The organism is Bacillus sp. JFL15, assembly GCF_001184225.1.
Classification (GTDB): Bacteria; Bacillota; Bacilli; order Bacillales; family Bacillaceae; genus Bacillus; species Bacillus siamensis.
In genome coordinates this window covers 2,009,492-2,027,692 of sequence record NZ_KQ236689.1, presented here as the reverse complement: position 1 = coordinate 2,027,692, position 18,201 = coordinate 2,009,492, and the positions used below count along the sequence as shown (strand labels likewise).

15 protein-coding genes, 5 pseudogenes and 1 riboswitch are annotated in these 18,201 nt (G+C 46.2%); of the genes and pseudogenes, 9 read left to right on the top strand and 11 right to left on the bottom strand.

Going from position 1 to position 18,201, the window contains the following annotated elements:
• Positions 1 to 108: 108 nt before the first annotated feature.
• The 3 genes and pseudogenes from AD710_RS10135 to AD710_RS10125 all read left to right on the top strand — a co-directional run.
• Positions 109 to 474: pseudogene (locus AD710_RS10135) on the top strand (DMT family transporter).
• Positions 471 to 878 (top strand): DUF5360 family protein, encoded by a 408-nt coding sequence (locus AD710_RS10130; protein WP_045927191.1) that lies wholly within the window; start codon positions 471 to 473, stop codon positions 876 to 878. The pseudogene AD710_RS10135 and the gene AD710_RS10130 overlap by 4 nt, the downstream one beginning before the upstream one ends.
• A 57-nt stretch (positions 879 to 935) precedes the next feature.
• A pseudogene (locus AD710_RS10125) lies at positions 936 to 1,151 on the top strand (DUF2188 domain-containing protein); the annotation flags it as partial.
• A 58-nt stretch (positions 1,152 to 1,209) separates the two neighbouring features.
• Here the strand turns inward: AD710_RS10125 and AD710_RS10120 are convergent.
• Complete coding sequence (locus AD710_RS10120) at positions 1,210 to 1,563, bottom strand: SH3 domain-containing protein (protein ID WP_016937199.1); 354 nt, start codon at positions 1,561 to 1,563, stop codon at positions 1,210 to 1,212.
• Positions 1,564 to 2,200: 637 nt separating this feature from the next.
• Between AD710_RS10120 and AD710_RS10115 the strand changes: the two genes are divergently transcribed.
• The 5 genes from AD710_RS10115 (at position 2,201) to AD710_RS20270 (ending at position 5,472) form a co-directional block, all read left to right on the top strand.
• A complete protein-coding gene (locus tag AD710_RS10115; protein ID WP_156187160.1) occupies positions 2,201 to 3,478 on the top strand; it encodes an Nramp family divalent metal transporter in 1,278 nt (425 codons plus the stop codon).
• Between the two features lie 107 nt (positions 3,479 to 3,585).
• Positions 3,586 to 3,852 (top strand): hypothetical protein, encoded by a 267-nt coding sequence (locus tag AD710_RS10110; protein WP_029575267.1) that lies wholly within the window; start codon positions 3,586 to 3,588, stop codon positions 3,850 to 3,852.
• A 508-nt stretch (positions 3,853 to 4,360) separates the two neighbouring features.
• Positions 4,361 to 4,645, top strand: a complete 285-nt coding sequence (locus tag AD710_RS10105) for a hypothetical protein (protein WP_049627918.1) — start codon at positions 4,361 to 4,363, stop codon at positions 4,643 to 4,645.
• 72 nt (positions 4,646 to 4,717) lie between these two features.
• A complete protein-coding gene (locus AD710_RS10100; protein WP_049627917.1) occupies positions 4,718 to 5,275 on the top strand; it encodes a hypothetical protein in 558 nt (185 codons plus the stop codon).
• Positions 5,276 to 5,292: 17 nt separating this feature from the next.
• On the top strand, positions 5,293 to 5,472 hold the full coding sequence (locus AD710_RS20270) for a hypothetical protein (RefSeq protein WP_049627916.1): 180 nt from the start codon (positions 5,293 to 5,295) through the stop codon (positions 5,470 to 5,472).
• A gap of 43 nt (positions 5,473 to 5,515) precedes the next feature.
• Here the strand turns inward: AD710_RS20270 and AD710_RS20315 are convergent.
• Together AD710_RS20315 and AD710_RS20310 are read right to left on the bottom strand one after the other, a co-directional pair.
• Positions 5,516 to 5,593: pseudogene (locus AD710_RS20315) on the bottom strand (hypothetical protein); the annotation flags it as partial.
• Positions 5,594 to 5,690: 97 nt separating this feature from the next.
• Positions 5,691 to 5,801, bottom strand: a pseudogene (locus tag AD710_RS20310) (hypothetical protein); the annotation flags it as partial.
• A 123-nt stretch (positions 5,802 to 5,924) separates the two neighbouring features.
• Here AD710_RS20310 and AD710_RS10085 point away from each other — a divergent pair.
• Positions 5,925 to 6,362, top strand: a complete 438-nt coding sequence (locus AD710_RS10085) for a GNAT family N-acetyltransferase (protein ID WP_049627914.1) — start codon at positions 5,925 to 5,927, stop codon at positions 6,360 to 6,362.
• A gap of 136 nt (positions 6,363 to 6,498) precedes the next feature.
• Here AD710_RS10085 and AD710_RS10080 read toward each other — a convergent pair whose 3' ends face one another.
• From AD710_RS10080 to AD710_RS10045, 8 genes and pseudogenes are all read right to left on the bottom strand, one after another.
• On the bottom strand, positions 6,499 to 8,220 hold the full coding sequence (locus tag AD710_RS10080) for a pyruvate oxidase (RefSeq protein WP_049627913.1): 1,722 nt from the start codon (positions 8,218 to 8,220) through the stop codon (positions 6,499 to 6,501).
• 58 nt (positions 8,221 to 8,278) lie between these two features.
• A pseudogene (locus AD710_RS10075) lies at positions 8,279 to 8,724 on the bottom strand (NUDIX hydrolase).
• Positions 8,725 to 8,777: 53 nt separating this feature from the next.
• Entirely contained in the window at positions 8,778 to 10,598 is a 1,821-nt protein-coding gene (locus AD710_RS10070) for an APC family permease (protein ID WP_049627912.1), read from the bottom strand.
• Between the two features lie 156 nt (positions 10,599 to 10,754).
• Positions 10,755 to 10,901: riboswitch (cyclic di-AMP (ydaO/yuaA leader) on the bottom strand.
• Positions 10,902 to 11,035: 134 nt separating this feature from the next.
• Positions 11,036 to 13,153 (bottom strand): cellulose biosynthesis cyclic di-GMP-binding regulatory protein BcsB, encoded by a 2,118-nt coding sequence (locus tag AD710_RS10065; protein WP_049627911.1) that lies wholly within the window; start codon positions 13,151 to 13,153, stop codon positions 11,036 to 11,038.
• Positions 13,154 to 13,158: 5 nt separating this feature from the next.
• The gene (locus tag AD710_RS10060) at positions 13,159 to 14,421 is read right to left on the bottom strand and encodes a glycosyltransferase family 2 protein (RefSeq protein WP_049627910.1); all 1,263 of its coding nucleotides are present in this window, start codon (positions 14,419 to 14,421) and stop codon (positions 13,159 to 13,161) included.
• Positions 14,414 to 16,141 carry a DUF2334 domain-containing protein gene (locus AD710_RS10055; protein WP_049627909.1) on the bottom strand — a complete coding sequence of 576 codons (1,728 nt, stop codon included), beginning with the start codon at positions 16,139 to 16,141 and terminating at the stop codon, positions 14,414 to 14,416. Before AD710_RS10055 ends, AD710_RS10060 begins: the two co-directional genes overlap by 8 nt.
• A complete protein-coding gene (locus AD710_RS10050; RefSeq protein WP_049627908.1) occupies positions 16,131 to 16,979 on the bottom strand; it encodes a diguanylate cyclase domain-containing protein in 849 nt (282 codons plus the stop codon). Before AD710_RS10050 ends, AD710_RS10055 begins: the two co-directional genes overlap by 11 nt.
• Positions 16,960 to 18,045, bottom strand: a complete 1,086-nt coding sequence (locus AD710_RS10045; RefSeq protein ID WP_049627907.1) for a hypothetical protein — start codon at positions 18,043 to 18,045, stop codon at positions 16,960 to 16,962. Before AD710_RS10045 ends, AD710_RS10050 begins: the two co-directional genes overlap by 20 nt.
• Positions 18,046 to 18,201: the final 156 nt, after the last annotated feature.

Genomic DNA, 18,201 nt, shown 5'->3' with positions numbered 1-18,201 from the left:
CTTTCTTCATAGTATACCTTTATGGTGTTTTCTTACCCGACCGGGTTTTTTATCCGGAAAACATTCCATTGTTTATTTTTGAATAATACGAATGAAGGAGAATGTTGAATGCATTGGATTTATTTGAGTTTAGCGATTATTTTTGAAGTAATGGGTACGGTCAGCATGAAATGATCAAATGGTTTTACAAAACTTGTCCCCAGTATTTTATTATTATTGTTTTATATCGGCAGCCTTTGTTTTCTTACTTTGACTTTGAAATATATAAGTGTCTCCATCGCGTATGCGGTCTGGTCGGGAATGGGGATCGTACTGATTTCCTTGATCGGAATTTTTTTCTTCCATGAACAGTTCTCTGTCATAAAAGCTGTCTCTGTTCTTCTGATCATCATCGGTGTCGTTTCCTTAAACTTTATTTCTGAAAGTGAAACGTCATCAAACGGCATCAGCGTTCATACGGACAGAAACAGATGATGAAAGGCTTAAAGGTTCTCTTCCTCATTACAGATATTGGATTTATCATTTATTGGATTGTTACTTTTTTTGAGTGGATTCCAAAAAATATGGTGTTTAAAGATTATGATAACGCCATGATCATGGCTTGGAACTGGTCATTCTTTCCCTTAGATATTTTCATTTCGATAACCGGGCTGTACAGCTTGTTTCTTTATAGACAGAAACATGCGTTATGGCGCCCTTTCGCATTAATATCACTTGTGCTGACCTTTTGTTCAGGCCTGCAGGCGATTGCCTTTTGGGTATTTATCGGTGATTTTGATCTTATGTGGTGGGCATTCAACCTGTACTTGCTTCTTTATCCTTTATATTTTATTCGGAAATTGCTGGCCTCTCATAAAAATAGCTGTCATTCTTTTTGATGAGGCGGTTTTCTTTTTCTTCAGGCGGGAAACACTTTTTATAAAGGAGTGATAGACATGCCTTGGTCAATGAAGGATTATCCGCAATCATTGAAGAATCTCGAGGAACCTGTGAAGAAAAAAGCGATCGAAATCGCGAATGCGATGGTGGATGAGGGATATGAAGAAGGACGGGCCATTCCCATTGCGACAAGTCAGGCGAAAGAGTGGAAAGAAAATGCCTCTAAGGAAGAAATCGATCAGCTGATGAAACACGATGATGAAACGAAGCGCGGAAATTGATCCGTTATATATGGAAAAACCCCGCTCTAAAGAGAACGGGGTTTTCTGATTATAAACCGTAATAATAAGAAAGAGTGGTGACTGACACGTAGCCTGTCGCTCCGGCATACGTGACTTTCAGCCATTTATTAGAATTGGTGTAGTGGCCTTGAACATATTCACCGGTTACCCAAGAACCTGTAATTTTTTTACCGCTTGAGAATGTTGTAATTGTTGAACAGCTGACCTTAGAGCATGAGCGCATATTAGCTCCGTAAATACCGACTGTTCCCCCGCTGGCTAAAATGGAAACGTCCGGTTCAGCTTTAGGTGTAAAAGTTGCAGCTGATGCAGAGCCGCCAAAAGCGAATAAAGAAACAACAAACATCATGGCTAGAGAAAAGACCGACAAACGACGTACCAAGAAAATTCCCCCTCTTTTATCATATGGCTGGAAAGCTTTCCTGAGGTTATTATACGTTTTCGCCCGGAAGACTGAAATAAGTCTAATGCTCCAACTTCTTTTCTGCGTGAATGATAAAGCACTTTCTTTGTTTTCGATAAATAACAGCGCTTTATTGGACTTGAATCACTGATATATCGTTGATTCAAACATTTATTCAGAGCGTCCGGAGTTTTTCCGGAGGTCATTTGAATGGTACAGGATGGTTTTATCTTCCAATGGAAAGGTTCATTATTATTCTATTTACCCGGCAAAATGGAGGAAATGTGCCGTCTTTTTTCAAATCTTTGCTGGCGGACGGAAGGTTCTGACGATTTATGGGACAGTGTACTCTTTCACCCTTTTTAAAATGGAGAACCCGTGCGGAAACATCGTTGAGAACGGCATCGTTTCTTTCCGAATACGATGTCTTTTTCATTTTCGGACCTTTCTCGGGCGGGATACATATCATAGATAAAACAGGGCATACATGTACTGGTTTATTGAACATAAAGAGCTTGACATCTCATATTAGCGGATTTATGATGTAGATAAAATAATTTGCATCTAGGAAACTTTTTGTTATTTAGCTAAAAATCTATCGGAATTTAGGTGAGACATAATGAGCAAAGACATCTCAGCACAATCATTGCAAGCAAAAGCCATTCAGGATGCACTTGACGGCAAAAGCAAGGGATTCAAGCGGCTTCTGCCTTTTTTAGGTCCCGCATTTATCGCGGCGATTGCCTACATTGATCCGGGAAACTTCGCTACGAATATCTCAGCTGGTTCGAAATTCGGGTATATGCTGTTGTGGGTCATCCTCTTTTCAAACTTGATGGCTTTTTTAATTCAAGTCCTTTCCGCGAAGCTCGGCATTGCCACGGGTAAAAACCTGCCGGAAATCGCCAGAGACCGGTATCCGAAATGGGTATCCGCCGGGTTGTGGATACAGGGTGAATTGGTGATTATGGCGACTGATCTGGCCGAGTTTATCGGAGCGGCCCTCGGGCTCAATCTGCTGTTCGGCATACCGATGATGGAAGCGGCCATTATCGCGGCGATCGGATCATTCGCGATTTTAGAGCTGCAGCGCCGCGGTTACCGGGCGCTGGAAGCGGGCATTGCCGGACTTCTGTTTGTGGTGGTGATCGCCTTCGCCCTGCAAACCTTCTTCGCCAAGCCTGACGCCGCTTCCGTTCTCGAAGGGCTGTTCATCCCGAAAATTGACGGAATGGACAGTGTGCTTCTGGCAACCGGGATACTCGGCGCAACCGTGATGCCGCACGCCATTTACTTACATTCCGCACTGACACAGCGCCGTGTCGTCGGAAAAACGGATAACGAGCGGAAAAAGATTTTTAAATTCGAGACGATTGACATTCTCATCGCGATGGTGATCGCAGGGGCGATTAACGCAAGCATGCTGATTGTAGCGGCGGCGCTTTTCTTCAAGAACGGGCTGTATGTAGAAGATTTAGACGTGGCTTATCAGCAATTCGGCCACTATATCGGGCCGGCATCAGCCGCTCTCTTCGGAATCGGGCTGCTGGCCGCGGGGCTTTCGAGCTCTTCTGTCGGCACATTGTCAGGCGACATTATCATGCAGGGCTTCATCCGTTACCGTATCCCGCTTTATTTGCGGCGTTTCATTACCATTATTCCGCCGATGGTCATCATTATCTCAGGGGTCAACGCCACAGAAGCGCTTGTATGGAGCCAGGTCGTTCTTTCATTCGGCATCTCCTTTGCGCTCGTGCCGCTGATTATGTTTACGAGCAACAGACGCCTGATGGGCGCCCTGACGAACCGTAAATGGGTGACGGCTCTCGCCTGGCTGATTGCGGTTTTGGTGATCGCGCTTAATCTGTTTGTGATTTACGATTCTTTCCGTTAGAAACACCGGCCGATATGGGCCGGTTTTTTTCTTTTGGCGCCGGCTCTCGTTCGTATCTTTTTCCGGGGGTTTTTGGTATGATAGAAGAAAAAATCGGAGTTTTGCTTATGTCAGTATTTATCCTTTTTTATCTGTGGATCGTGCCGATTGTCATCGGCATCTTCTGTTCTCTTATTGCTTATCGGACAACGGGCAAGAAACGCCTGATTCCCGGCTTTGTGATGGTCGCATTGAGCATCGTTTCCTTAATCACGGGGCTTTGGATCGGCGGAGTGAACTATCATGTGTTCATCGGGGGCATGTTTTTATTCGGTACGTTATTGGCCGGTTCCGCCTTCCCGTTTTTCTTCGCTCTTTCACGCAAAAAAAAATAAACAGGCATGCTGCCTGTTTATTTTTTTATTAACCCAAATTATAAAACCGCTCCGATCATGTGGTTCCGCCTCAATCAGCCTATACATGTAGGCTCCAGCCCATGTTCTATTTCACGAAACTGCAGCTAAAATAAATCCTGCTAAAGAAGATTTTGAATTGCGAGAAAAATATCGTATTAAAATCCTATTTACCCAAAAAATACCTATTGATAGAATGGTATCTGAGAGGGAAAAATGTTCAAAGCGGATCATATAGGTCCCGCCTAAATACATAGTCTTTCATTTCTCTCTACACTACATTTCTAAAGGAGGATTTCCCATTAGACACGCAGCTAAAGGCATTCTGTTTGCCGCATCTTTAGCCCTTGTAACTACTTCTTTTGTCCCCGCATCCTTAGCTAAAGAAAATCATAATAATACTGCCAATGCCACTGGAACGGCCAAATCATTTTTTTATCAGACTGATACACAATTTTCCTACGGACTAAAAGCACAAAGCGATGCATCTGTGTCAAAACCAGTCAAAGATGCAATCAGAGAGGTGCTGAAAAATAAAACAAAATTATTTAATCTTGTTGAAAGATTAGCAGGAAAGAAAATAAGAAATGAACTTGAATCTGTTTTCAATGAACACATAGAACCTGTTTTAAAGAAAATGCTGAACGAGTATGTCGCCTTAAACTGGACTGACGTGGAAAAGAATCTTTATCTTTCACTTAAAAAGTCCGGACTTTCTGACAGCCAGGCTAAAAACCTCGCTCATTTGACAACTTTAGCAATGAAAACATTTTAAACTGATTCATAAATGATCATGCAAAGTGCTGTTAGATTCACTCTAATAGCACTTTTTCATTGGAGATTTCACATGACTATCTTTTTTACTGTTTCACTCACTCTCTTATGCTGCCTTGTTATTTCATCTCTTATTTTTATGATTCTATTAAAAAAGGAAATACTGGATACACCACCCAACCACTTAGCTCATGCAGCATTCATAGGGCTTATTGGATTCTCCCTGTGCTTTGCTGTAACTGTACCCAGCCTAGTTATTTATTTTGCAGCTATAACTGTAAATCATTTTTTCGGAGAATATATCTTCTATGGTTCACTTTCAGACTTATACATATTTTCTGTCGTCGTCAGTATTTTAGCTTTCATTTATATGCTAATCCTTATGGCAATTGTAAAAGGAATGACTCATGTTTTTAAATTACCTGCTTGGTTAGCCTATATACTAGAATTCATTTTTGCATGGGCTGCTGTTTACTTCTCAATTAAATATGTTTCCAATCATATCATTGAGAACATAGCTATATTTCAAGGTGGAGAAATTCTTCTTTCATTTTTCATCACTTTCTTATTTTCGGGCCTGGATATCCTTTTTACTCATTTGGATAAGATCTCAAAAGAGAAATTAGGCTAATAAAGGGGGAAATGGGTATGAAGAGCATTAAATATATATCTTATTTTTCTATTTCTTTAGTTTTGCAGGTGATATGGCTGCTGCTCATAAAAGAAACCTCTAATATATCTCTAATAGATATGATGACGATGTCCTTTTTATTCACTCTCTTTATGTTCATCTTGGATCACATTTTTAAAGAAAAGCGGGCAAAATAGAGCCTGCTTTTTTATTTTAACATTCCTTCAGCTTCGCTTTCATTTTCGGTCTGTAATAACCGTCTATTCCGTTGTTCTTTGCCTCTTTGTCCGGGTAATAATAGAGAGCTGCCAACCGTTTGAGCAAATTTGAATACGATAGACTTTCTGTGTCCAAGCGGGCTCGAACTGCTGAGCACTTCCTTACCATGGAAGAGGTCAGTAAAACCTGATAAGAACTAATCATCTGAATCAATCAAGGCAGACAGCGAATACTGGCTGAAGCCTTTTGCTTGGCCGTAAGTGATTTTTCCGGGAAGCGGCGGCTCATTTGAGTTAAGCGATTCATGAGAATGATTCCGCCTTCTTAAACAACAAACCGGTTCAAAACCATTTTGAAATATTGCATCATTCGGAATATTCATGTAAGTTTTGTATAACAAAAATTAACAAAGAGTGAGGGGGGGAAACATATGATCATCAGGAGCGCGGAACCTTATGACGTAAACCAATTGACCGACTTAATGTATTTATATATCGTGGATTTTTATCAACGGCCTAAACCACCGATTGAACATATACATCGTTTGATTGAAATGCTATTTGAAAAGGACAGAGGTATTCAATTCGTTGCTGAACAAGATGGGGAACTTATTGGCTTTGCAACATTATATTTTAGTTTTAGTACGACGAAAGCAGATAAAATAACAATAATGAATGATTTATTCGTGGCAGAAAAAGCAAGAGGCACAGGAGCAGCCCAAGAACTATTTAAAAGTTGTGAGGCATTTACAAAAGAAAACGGATATGCGCATATGTCATGGATAACAGCAACTGATAATTACCGTGCACAAAAATTCTATGACAAGATGGGCGGCTCTCTTGGAAATTGGCTGACCTATTCCATTTAACCCGGGAGGACCTTTTTGAAGAAAAATGATCATACGGCTCATCTGAGTAAATAGAAGAGCCTATATGCAAACAAGCTGCACGGCAAAAAAATAAACAGGCATGCTGCCTGTTTATTTTTTTTATAAGCGCCGCTTTTTAAAACAGCCGTTTCAAGCTTTTCTTGAGCGACGGCATTTCGATTTTTTGGTTTTCAAAGAAGTTTTTCAGCATGTATTTGCTGAAGCCTTTCGCTTGGCCGTAAGTGATTTTTCCCGGAAGCGGCGGCTCGTCGCCGATGACGGCGTCAATGACGACCGGTTCATTTGAGTTGAGCGCTTCATGAAAAGCGGGAGCCAATTCTTCGTGTTTCGTCACTTTGATCCCTTTTGCCCCGCAGCTTTTTGCAAAAGCGGCATAATCCACATTTTGCAGATGGGTGACGTAGTCAATGTTGCCTTTGACTTGCTGTTCATATTCAATCATGCCTAAATTTTCGTTGTTTAAAATAACAACTGTAATCGGCAGTTTATATTTAACAGCCGTCGGCAGATCCTGCATAACCATTGAAAATCCGCCGTCTCCGCAAATGGCGATGGACTGCCGCTCAGGTTCGGCAAGGCTTGCGGCAATCGCTCCCGGAAGCCCGCATCCCATCGTGGCGAGCCAGCTTGAAACGATAAAGTCCTGCTTTTTCATTTTAAAATGGCGGGCCATCCATACCGTAACCGTTCCGACATCCACTGACAGGACGGCGTCCTCTGCGGCCGCATCCTGAAGCCGGGCAATGACCTGCTGCGGCTTGAGCGGATGAGTCGCTTCGGTTTCATCCTTTTCGATTTCCTTCCACCAATGCTTCATGTGCTCGGTGCAGGCGTCCAAAAATCTTCTGTCTTCTTTATATTCAATGTATTCCGTCAGCTCTTTCAGGCCCAGAGCCGCATCACTGACGATTCCCGCATTGACGGGATAGCGCTTGCCGATTTTCGCTGGATCCGAATCAAGCTGGATGGCGGGCGTATCCTCCGGGAGATAATCCCTGTATGGGAACGATGTGCCGAGCATGATCAGCAGATCGCATTCCTCCATCGCTTCGTAGGCGGGCTTTGTGCCGATTTGCCCGAGATTTCCGAGAAAATGGGGATGGCTGTCAGGTATGACGCCTTTTGCCGGCAGGGTAATGACAATCGGAGCGGCCGCTTTATCGGCGAATGCGAGCAGCTCCTCTTTTGCTGACTTTAACCCTTGGCCGGCGAGAATGACCGGTTTTTTTGCGTTGTTAATATATTGCGCGCATGTCACGAGATGTTCTTTTTTCGGCTCGATATCGGCTTTTAAGTATATCGGCGACGTGTAGACCGGCTCCCGTTTAATTTTTTGCGCGAATAAATCATCAGATACGGTTAAGACGGCAACGCCTTTTTTACTGTAAGCCGTACGGATCGCCTGGTTCAGAAGATCGGGCAGCGCTTCTGCTGTATGTACTTGCTGGTTGAATACCGCCACGTCCTCAAACATTTGCTCTAATTTGATTTCCTGAAAGCTGTCACGGCCGATTTCATCTGAGGCAACCTGTCCCGCAATCGCCAAAACCGGAACACCGTCCGCTTTGGCATCGTATAAACCGTTCAGCAGATGAACGGCTCCCGGCCCTGCGATTGAAAGGCAGACACCGATCTTCCCGGTCAGTTTTGCCTCAGCCGCGGCGGCCAGGGCTGCGACTTCCTCGTGCCTAGTTTGGATGAATGTCAGGTTGTTTCGTTCATGTCTCAATTCTTCGATAAATTCATTAATGCTGTCTCCGGGAATGCCGTATATATGTCCGACTCCCCATTGTTCAAGCAGCTCTGTCATTACGTGTCCTGCTGTTTTACTTGGCATACTGCATCCTCCTTTTACCTGTATTCATCCCCTTTTTAAAACGGGTTGAAACACGGGGCTATCTGCCTGATTTTTTTCTCAGCAGATCAAGGATGGATAACAGATGCCGGTCTTTCAGCATTACCTTCATATTTGCGCACCATTGATTCCGTCTTTTACTTGGCGTTTCCTGTTCGGCACCATGAACAGCGGCAGCCGGTTTGGGGAAAACCAGCGTAATGCGGCGGTTTCCGGCCCGTTCATCAGCGGGGTTCCGCCAGTAACGGCTCCGATGAACACGTGCTGTGTATCTTCAAATGCAGGCCTTTCATACTCACCGGATTTTTGCAGAATGGTCACGTTATAACCGGTTTCTTCGAAGGCCTCTCTGATGGCTGCGGCTTCAGGTGTTTCACCTTCTGCGATCCCGCCGCCGGGCAAATCCTATAAGGGAACGTCTTTTCGTTTTACGAGCAGTATGTCCCGCCCGTCATTTTGAATGATGACAAAAGCGCCTTGAACCATGTCGTCCTCCTTTACAAAAAAGACCGCGGCACTAAGGCCTGCGGTCTTTACCGTTACTTTTTAAAATGATACGGCAGTGTGGCGACGATTATGTCCTTCTTCCAAAACAGCCGGACGCGGAGCAAGAAGGCTGATTGGTTGTGAAGGATGGTCTGCCAGCGTTTTTTCGTAATAAACTGCGGAAACAGCACCATCACGGAGAACTGTTCTTTTTTCGCTTTTTGTTCGACCGTCTCTAAAAACTTATCAAACGGGTGAACCAGACTGCGGTATGAGGAATGCAGGGTGACGAGGCGGACGCCGTTATGAAGCTCTTCCCAGCGCTTTTCCACCTTCTTTTCGTTTTCCCTGTCAAAGGAAACATGAACCGCAATGACCTGATCCGATAATGATTTCGCATACTGAATCGATTTTTGGACGACCGTGGTGACACCGGCGACAGGCACGATGACGACGGTTCCCTTAATTTCCTCAGGCTGCTGATCAACGACCCGCAGCTGTTCGCCGACCGCGGTGTAGTGATTTTTAATAACGAAAAACAAAAAGACGACAGCCGGCATGAATAACAGCACGGGCCAGACAAGATTGAATTTTGTCGCGAATAAAATGCACAGCACCATAAATGAAATGGCGGCGCCGCATGAGTTGATCAGCATTTTTACAGCCCAGCCCTTCGGCTTCTGCCTGATCCACTTGATGCACATTCCCGTCTGCGACAGCGTAAACGGAATGAACACGCCGACGGCATAAAGCGGAATGAGATGTTCCGTGCGGCCGCCGAATAAAAGAATAAGCAGGATGGACGCGATACCGAGAAAGATAATTCCGTTTGAAAAACCTAATCGGTCGCCGCGAACCGTAAACATTCTCGGCATATACTGATCGCGCGCTAAATTAAACGCCAGCTGCGGAAATGCGGAAAAGCCCGTATTCGCCGCAAGCACGAGAATCAATGATGTAACGCCTTGAATGAAATAATACACCGTATGGCGTCCGAAGGTTTCCGCGGCGATTTGTGAAATAACGGTCTCGTTAGGCTTCGGACCCGTGCCGTAGCCGTACGCCAGCACCGTAATCCCCGTAAATAAGATCGCCAGCAGAATCCCCATCATGGCCAGAGTGCGGGCCGCGTTTTTCGCCGGAGGATTTTTAAAGGCCGGGATCGCATTTGAAATGGCTTCAACACCGGTCAGCGCCGAACACCCTGAAGAAAAGGCCTTCAGCAGCAAAAACAGTGTGATGCCCGCTACGGGCGTGCCGATCGGTGTATGCTCGGCCGGATGAACCTGGCCCGTCATGAGCTTAAACAGCCCGACGACGATCAAAAGGACAAGCGCCGCCACAAACAGATAGACGGGATACGCCAAAATGGACGCCGACTCTGACAGCCCTCTCAAATTTAAAATCATAATCAGAATCACAAGCAAAACAGCAATGAGCAAATGATGCGGGTGCAAAGCCGGAAATGCCGATGTAATGGCATCAGTTCCGGCAGAAATGCTTACCGCCACCGTCAGAATATAATCAACAAGCAATGAGCCGCCCGCAATCAGGCCGGGCTTCTCACCAAGATTTTCTTTAGAAACCATATAAGCGCCTCCGCCTTGCGGATAAGCGTAAATAATCTGTCTGTAGGACAGAATCAAAGCAAGCAGCAAAATAAGAACACCGGCTGCGATCGGAATGGAATACCAAAACGCGGCCGCGCTTACCGCAGCCAAAATGATCAGAATCTGTTCCGTTCCGTAAGCAACTGATGAAAGCGCGTCTGAAGAAAGCATGGCAAGCGCCTTGAGTTTCGTCAGTTTCTGCTCTCCGGCAGCCTGTGATTTCAGCGGTTTCCCAATCAAAAATCTTTTGATTGAATGATACATTTGTTGTCTTCCCCTTTTTTTCATTTTCCGTTTGATTTACAAACCCTTACTGCTATGATGTCTCCGAATGCTGATTGCATGCCTTATTTCAGGACAGCAAAAAGACACAGAGGCAAACGGATGCCCCTGCGCCATAATCGTGCACAGGTTTCATTCATCTCCTCTCATGAACGCTTACGAGGTTAGCTGTCGGATTCGGGCTTATGAGAGTTGGCCCTACCTGAAAAAGGATTCACCCCAAGCGGCATGACGCGCCGCAAATTGGTTCCCCCGCTCTGGATACAGATTAAGCGATATAGATTATAAAAGAGATCATACTCCCGTCCCGTCCGGTTGTAAAGGGGCTTTTATGCTGTTTCAAAAATAAAAAAATCACCGCCAAAAATGGAAATAAAAATACAAAAAAAGAGGCCTGTTAACAGCCTCTTTTGCTTTCATTACTCTTCACTTTTTTCATTATCCGCTTTTCTTTTTTTCCTTCTTGCCGTCAGCCAGATCAGGCCGGCAGCAATGATCATAAGCGCCGCGAAAACAGCGATATACGTGACGTTCAGTGCTGCGGAACGGCTTTTCGTATCAGCCGATGGACTGCTGTCATCGGATTTGATTTGCTGATGGTTCGAAAACAGCTGCTTGCCGCCCGTTTCGTTGACGACGGTTGCGGCATCGCTTGTGCTGTCTAAAAAGCTGATCAGCTCTTTTGTGACGGCCGCGCCGCTTCCTGATAACGGAGCAAAAACAGCAATACTGCTGTCTGAGTCCCAAGGTGATTTCTGTGTAAACGCGACTTGTTTCGTCGTCTCATTCAGCATCTGAAACGATGAAACATCGTAAGCGCCGCTGCGGTCTGACGGCACGAGAAGCTTAGATGCGTTTGACTTCAAAAGCGGAATTTGCGGCAGACTTCCGATAAACACAACATTCCGGCCTTTGGCGTCCGCTTCCCTCATGTCTGATGCCGTCTTCACGGTAAATGGCTGCCGGGCGCCGTTTCCGAATGAATCGGCCACTAAAGAAAGCTCTTTAAGTGTCTGCATGGTCACGTCATCCGGGATGACGATCACAGTTTTCTTATTCACGCTACCGGCAAACGGGAGCGGCCATTGCCCGAAATCCGCTTTCTGCGCCGCATCGCTTACCGGATACGTCAGCGTACTGCTTTTATCAATATAGACCCATTTGTTTTCGTCACGGTCGATACACGGATTGTTATGTTTCAAGCCTGAGGTGACAAATTGCAGATCAATGTATCTGCTGCTGCGCAAAAGTTTCGGATCAATCGGGATGGAGACGTGGTAAAAGCCGTCTTTATCCTTATTGCCGAGATCATCAAGACGCACCGCATTCGGCTGTCCGTTGACCATGACGTTCAGTTCCGCTCTCTCGGCGTCATCACCAGAATCCGCTTTCGTCCGGACCGATTCCGACGTCTTTAATGTAAGCGAAAACTTGACCTTCCCGTCTTTATCAACAGCGGCCGCCGCAGGGTAAAAGAAATGCTCCGACGCCGTTTTGTTTGATCCGACCGTTACATTTCCCGCGCCGAAATCGTCTAAAGTCAGTTTATTGCCTGTCTTTTCAGCAGCGGGCTGAAGACGGCCGATCATCAGTGAGTCTCCGCTCAGCTGGCCTGAATAAGCGCTGTCTGTCATGACGCGGATTTTTTCTGCCAGCGTTTTGTCTGATTGTGCCGTGACAAACAGGACGGGCTGCCGTTTATCCCCGGCGGTGAGCACCCGTTCAGCGAGAAGGAGTTTGTTGTGTTCCGCTTTGATGTTCCCGCGATCGAAAAGCTCTTTTATTTTGCCGTTCCAATGCTGCCCGGCGCCGATGACAATTGACGGATTGCTGATTTTGCCGGCGGCGGATTCTTTTACGTATGACACTTTCAGCCTGCTGTCAGCCGTTTTCAGAAATCCTTCTGTTTTGACTGCGGCTTCAGCTTCCGCAGAGGTCGGTTTGTCAGGAAGAATAATATCGGTTTCTTCACCCGTATTGCCTGATTGGGCAAACGGATACGGGAAATGGCTCAGATCCGCCCCCTTTGACTTGCTTGCTTCTGAAAGCACGAGGCGGCTGTCCGGATAAATCTTTATCCAGTTCCCTGACGTATCCTGCCTGACGCAAACGCCCTCTTTTAATACGCCGTAAAATTGCAATGATACGTTGTGATAGCCTTGGGCGGCTTGGCTTTTGCTGAGATTGAGCTTTACTGTTTTCCGCTTGGAGCTGCCGTCAAGCTTTATGGATTTGACCGGTTCATTATCAATGGCAATCGTTAAAGAAGACGGAGCTATTAATAAGTTTGACGCCTCGTAATCAATCAGAAGCGACTGATTGGCATTCGAAGCTCCCGCAGGAATCTGATAAGTCAGCTCCGAGCTGTCTTTCGCCCCGTAAAGAGTAATCAGATCGCCCGTCAGCGCCTGCTGCTCTTTTGCGCCTGCACTTGTTCTGAGGGCGGAACCGTCTGTTTTCAGTTCCTGGGCCGCGGCCGTCTGCCCGTTATATATCAGCAGCAAAAGGCCGGTTATCAATATGATCGCTTTTTTCAAAAAGGTCACCCGCTTTTATTTTGATTGTATCGCTCCGTTTTGTACCACTTGACTTCCTGCTTGAACAAGCGGTGCTTGATCTCTGTGAATAATGACCAGATGACAAGCACGATCCAAGCCTGGGAGTATGTAAAGTACATGAGAAATACGATAAAGAAGTTTTGTTTGTTCATTTCTGTTTTTTCAATGCTTAAGGTAATCATGACCTCGGTCATAAACAGGAAAAAGGCCAGTATCCACAAAATCATCGCCAAAAACCCGACTGCCAGATGCAGGTCGTAAAAAAGATTGATAATAAAAATCGTGTTTGACATGATCACACCGAAGAAAAACAAAAAATACGTAAAAAAGAAATAAAACAGATCGAAGATGATCCGCTTGCGTTTCAGCTTAAAAAATTGGGATAAAAACTTGAGAACGACGTATTGATTGCCGCGCGCCCATCTTGTCCGCTGGCGCCACCAGACCTTCCATGTCTCAGGCTCCTGCTCCCATGTCACAGCCGCCGGGAAAAAGCGGATATGGTACCCGAGATTATAGACGCGGATCGTCAGCTCGGTGTCCTCTGCCAGCGCCTTATCATCCCAGCCGCCGAGCCGTTCGATAATGCTCCGCCTGATGGCGAAGTTCGTTCCCGGGATGGTGGCGATTTTGAACCATTTCCATCTGCCGCCCTGCGCCATCCATTGAAAGCAGATGGTTTCAATATTGATAAACTTCGTCAGGAGCGTTTTGGCCGCGTTGATGACACGGAATTTCCCGACAACCGCTCCCGCTTTCTCATCATTCATCAGACCGAGAACGAGGTAGTACACCGCCATTTTTTCCGGCGTATTGTCCGCATCATACACGCAGATCACGTCTCCGTTCGATTCGGCAAACCCTGAGTTCAGCGCCGAGGATTTTCCTTTTCCGGCGTTCGGGGGCTTTGTGACAACCATTTTAATGAAATCATACTGATGGGAAAATTCATTGACGATGTCTCCCGTTCGATCGGAGGAATTATCGTTAACGACGATGATCTCAAGCCTGTCTTTCGGATAATACAGATTCACCATCGCCTTCAGCGTCTGCCTGATAACAACTTCCTCATTATGCGCGGGAATCAGGACGCTGACCTTCGGGAGCTCCCCCGCCTTTGCGCGCCATTTCGGAATGTTTTGTTCGAAGGTCATATAATGCCTGAATCCGCCCTGCATCAGAAACATGTGATAGAGAAGCATCACCCATATTAAACTTAATGAGATAAAAAACAGAATGTTACTCAAGGGTTCTTCTCTCCTTAAAGATTCGTTTTTTTAATGTGGCGCGTAAATAAAGGACGTAGCATGCGAACATGATGATGAACAATAACACCACGCCGGAGAGAATCCAAAGCGCTTTTTCCAGAGGCGTCTGCTGGTGGTGATTGAAAAAGGATGTTATCGGGTGAATCTTGTTTTCCACATGAATGGTTCCGTCTCCGTCCGTTTTGATCCTGACGCTGTCCGACGTTACCGTCTGCTTCGTTTTCTTCAGATCGAGCCACTCTCCGCAGGGGATGCGTTCCATCTGATTGACGAGCTCAGGGAGATATTTCATGCCGAGATACGGATGATAGAAACCTCCCGCCACTCCGCCGCCGAAGTCAATCATCTGCGAGATATGATCCTCCATATCCCCGAGCGGATTTTCTTTTGAGTTATCGGCATAACCGATGGTTTCAGGGTACAGCGTCATCCCGTCCAGCATAGCCGGCTTTGAGACGAACGGAGGGGCGCCCGAGGTTTTCCACGTCGTGCCGCTGAGCTGCACTTGGCCGAAAATGCTGGAGAAATAAGAAGATGCGATTTTGTACCCTTCTTCAGACATCGTATAGTGCGGCGCTTCGAATGACAGCGGATAAAGGCCGAGCTCTGTCAGGTCATCAATCGCCTGCTCCAGCTTCGTTCTCGTGTAGATTTTTTCTTTTTCACGGAAAGGCTTCACATACGCCCGGTACGCTTTTTCATTCGGAAAACCCTGTTCCTTTTCAAGCTTGACCGGAGCACCGTCCGCATTTTCTGACGTAATCGGCTGATCCGTTTTGGCATCCCAAAATTCAAAGCCTTCTCCCGTTTCGCTGTACCGGTATGCGTGCGTATAGCCGTGGATAATGATGCTGCCGCCCATTTGCTGAAGTTTTTTCAGGACGCTGACCATTTTCGGCTTGTCCGCCAGATATACTTTTTCTCCGTTTTCCGGATTGAGGTAGACGGGAATCACCGCCAGAATAAACGGTATGTGTCTTTTATGCAGGTAAGCGCCCGCTTCGTAAAGCAATGTTTCATCTGACATCGGACTGATGTCTTCAAGCCGCAAATAAAGGAGGGTGCCGCCTTCTGATTCTCCAAACGCCTTGCGCAGTTCTTTCGCTGTCAGGAACGAATCATTTAACAGACTGGTCACACCGAAATAATAGTCAGAGCGCGCCGTTTTCCATATAAAAGGGCGGGTGCTTCCGTCACCGGACCGGTATGTATAAAGGGGCTCCCCTTTTATTCCCGCTGCACCGAGCACGGACATTCCTTTTTCAAGCGGCATGTCTGTTTTTTCTTTCTTGCTGTAAATGCGGTATACCGTTTCTTTTTCTGTGAGGGACAACCCCGCAAATCGGTTAAACTGTCCGGCGTTATAGCCGATGCTGATAAGCTGCTGCGGCATGCTGCCGATCAGCGACACAAATGGTTTGCTGAGCTTTTTCTTCGTGACGCCGTAATAGATGACGCGCCGATTCTTTTCGAGGTCGGCGGCTGTGATATCTCCGTCGCTTTTCACGGTCACGGCGGATGAGAAATGGCCCGCGATCAAATCAAGCATTTTGACTTCAGCGGTTTCTTCGCCGTCCGCGCTTGTATAAATAATGAGAATGCCGTCCTTTTTGTCTGTTGCTCCCGCCGTACGGGGAATATAAACCGCCGAAATCATGAAGATTGCTGAGAGTAAGAGACGTATCCATTTAGAGTTCATTCATCATCATCTCGTTTTCCAGTTCATTTAAAAATCGCTCAGCCGTCTGTAAATCCTTTCGGTACGCCAAGTAACATACACGGAAGGTGATGGAGACGTATTTACCGTTTTGCAGCCGGTACGTATCCAATTCCTTTTTCAGCTTCGCCAGAACGGCCGGCATGTTTTCTTCAGGCGTATGGGTCAGCACGATGCCGAACCGTTCGGCGGACGGCCTGAATTTTTTATCTGTTTCCCGTACGCTTGACCGGATTTGACGGCTGATAAATGCCAGCAAGCGGTCGGTCTCTTTTTCTCCGTAGAGGGATTTGAATTCCTTGAAATAATGCATGTGCAGCAGCAAAAAGACAAAGGAATTGCCGTAGCGTTCCGCCCGCTTGATTTCCTCTGACAGTTCCAGCTTCATCCGGAGATGGTTGTCAAAGCCCGTCACCCTGTCGACGGCGACAAAGCTCGTGATCTCTTCCCGCAGCTGCTTCACTGAGCGCTCAAGCCCCTTGGCCAAATCGTGTATTCTTCCCGATATGTAGGAAAAGACGAGGAGCGCAATCCCCCAAACGGCCAGCATCTGCAGACCTTCGGCACCGGCAGACGCCATAAAGCTCCCGGTCTGAAACCATAGGAGCAGGCTGCCGAGAACAAATAAGACGAGTAAGGTGATGACGAGCGCGTAGATCGCCCCGAACCATAAGCCGGCTCCCGCGACAAGCAATGTGATGCAGGTTATCAGGAGCCCTGCGGATTGCTGTGACACATAGTAAATAAAAAAAGACAGCAGCGCTAACATAACTGCTGTGTAGCTGCACAGTTTTTGTGATTCATTGAATGATATGTTCATTAAACAATTTCCTTTCAGCCAAAAGCGGCAGCAGGTTATCGAAAGAATGTGTATCGCTCCCGCTCATATAGCCGCCGTAATCAGGTTTCAGCGTGTCCAGCGTTTCAAATGAAGTCATTCTTTCATAAAGCGATCTGATGACAGCCGGATCAGCTTTTTGCTCTGTTAAAAAAAGAACGGCGAGAGCGTAAACGGACGGTGACTCGTATTGAACCGCCGGCTCCTTCGTGTCTGCGATGTACCGTCCGTACAGCTGTCCGCGCGACTTCCATTCTTCTATGATCCATTTTGACAGCGCGGCGGCTTTGTCATCGCCCCGCTTTAGATTCACGGCGGCATACAGCTGGTCGATGACATTCACTTCGCTGTCATATTTGTATTCCTTAGTTTCGGTATTGAACGATTTCGGCAGAAAACCATTTTTCATGGGCGCAAGATTGAGAACATCAAGGTTCCGGTTTTCCGTTTTCTCATCGATAATCCCCTGTTCTCTGAGCATCTGTAAGGCGCCGGGGCCGACATAGGACAACGTCACGGTCTTTGATGCGGCATTTGAAGCGGCATCGTAATAATCCGTAAAATACCCTTCATTCATATTGTATTTTTTCAGAGCCTTCCCGATCTGCACTGCTGTTTTCCCGTATTCACTGTTTCCCCACAGGGTTCCGGCCTCATTCAGACAGTTCATGATTCTGAAATCGTCAATCAAGGCATTGGTGCCGCTCGCTTTATTCCCGGCAATTTTCCACGACACGAGCCCGTTGTCCGTCAAAAATGAATCGGTAAGAAGCTGATATTGGGCTTGAAACTGCCGTTCATCTTTCCTGCCGAGCAAAAATTCCATCCATAGTCCGAGAGACTCAGATAAATATTCCGGCTCACCGGATATGTTCGTCTGAATCATTCCCCGCCCGTTCATCAATTTATGATAAATAAAATGCTCTGCGGGCTGAAGCGGTCCGGACGGTTCAGCAGCCGTCTGTTTTTCGGTGCCGGCCTCCGCGCATCCCGCCGTCAGCACGATTGAAATCAAAAGGATCATCAGACTAAAACCGAATCGTTTCACGTACCATCCTCCTATTTAGCAATTCCTTTTTTATACCTATATCTTATTTTTCACAAAGCAATTTTTACTATATAAGAAACGATAAAAGAATACTAGCATATTTTCACATTGGGAAATTTTAAAATAGGGGCGCCGCCGATTTACCTTTTCCCTCTT

Bases quoted from the DNA above. Each gene is read 5' to 3' on its own strand.
- AD710_RS10100 (WP_049627917.1), top strand. From the start codon at position 4,718: ATGACTATCTTTTTTACTGTTTCACTCACTCTCTTATGCTGCCTTGTT.
- AD710_RS10080 (WP_049627913.1), bottom strand. From the start codon at position 8,220: ATGCCAAGTAAAACAGCAGGACACGTAATGACAGAGCTGCTTGAACAA.
- AD710_RS10085 (WP_049627914.1), top strand. From the start codon at position 5,925: ATGATCATCAGGAGCGCGGAACCTTATGACGTAAACCAATTGACCGAC.
- AD710_RS10055 (WP_049627909.1), bottom strand. From the start codon at position 16,141: ATGAACTCTAAATGGATACGTCTCTTACTCTCAGCAATCTTCATGATT.
- AD710_RS10050 (WP_049627908.1), bottom strand. From the start codon at position 16,979: ATGAACATATCATTCAATGAATCACAAAAACTGTGCAGCTACACAGCA.
- AD710_RS10130 (WP_045927191.1), top strand. From the start codon at position 471: ATGATGAAAGGCTTAAAGGTTCTCTTCCTCATTACAGATATTGGATTT.
- AD710_RS20270 (WP_049627916.1), top strand. From the start codon at position 5,293: ATGAAGAGCATTAAATATATATCTTATTTTTCTATTTCTTTAGTTTTG.
- AD710_RS10110 (WP_029575267.1), top strand. From the start codon at position 3,586: ATGTCAGTATTTATCCTTTTTTATCTGTGGATCGTGCCGATTGTCATC.
- AD710_RS10070 (WP_049627912.1), bottom strand. From the start codon at position 10,598: ATGTATCATTCAATCAAAAGATTTTTGATTGGGAAACCGCTGAAATCA.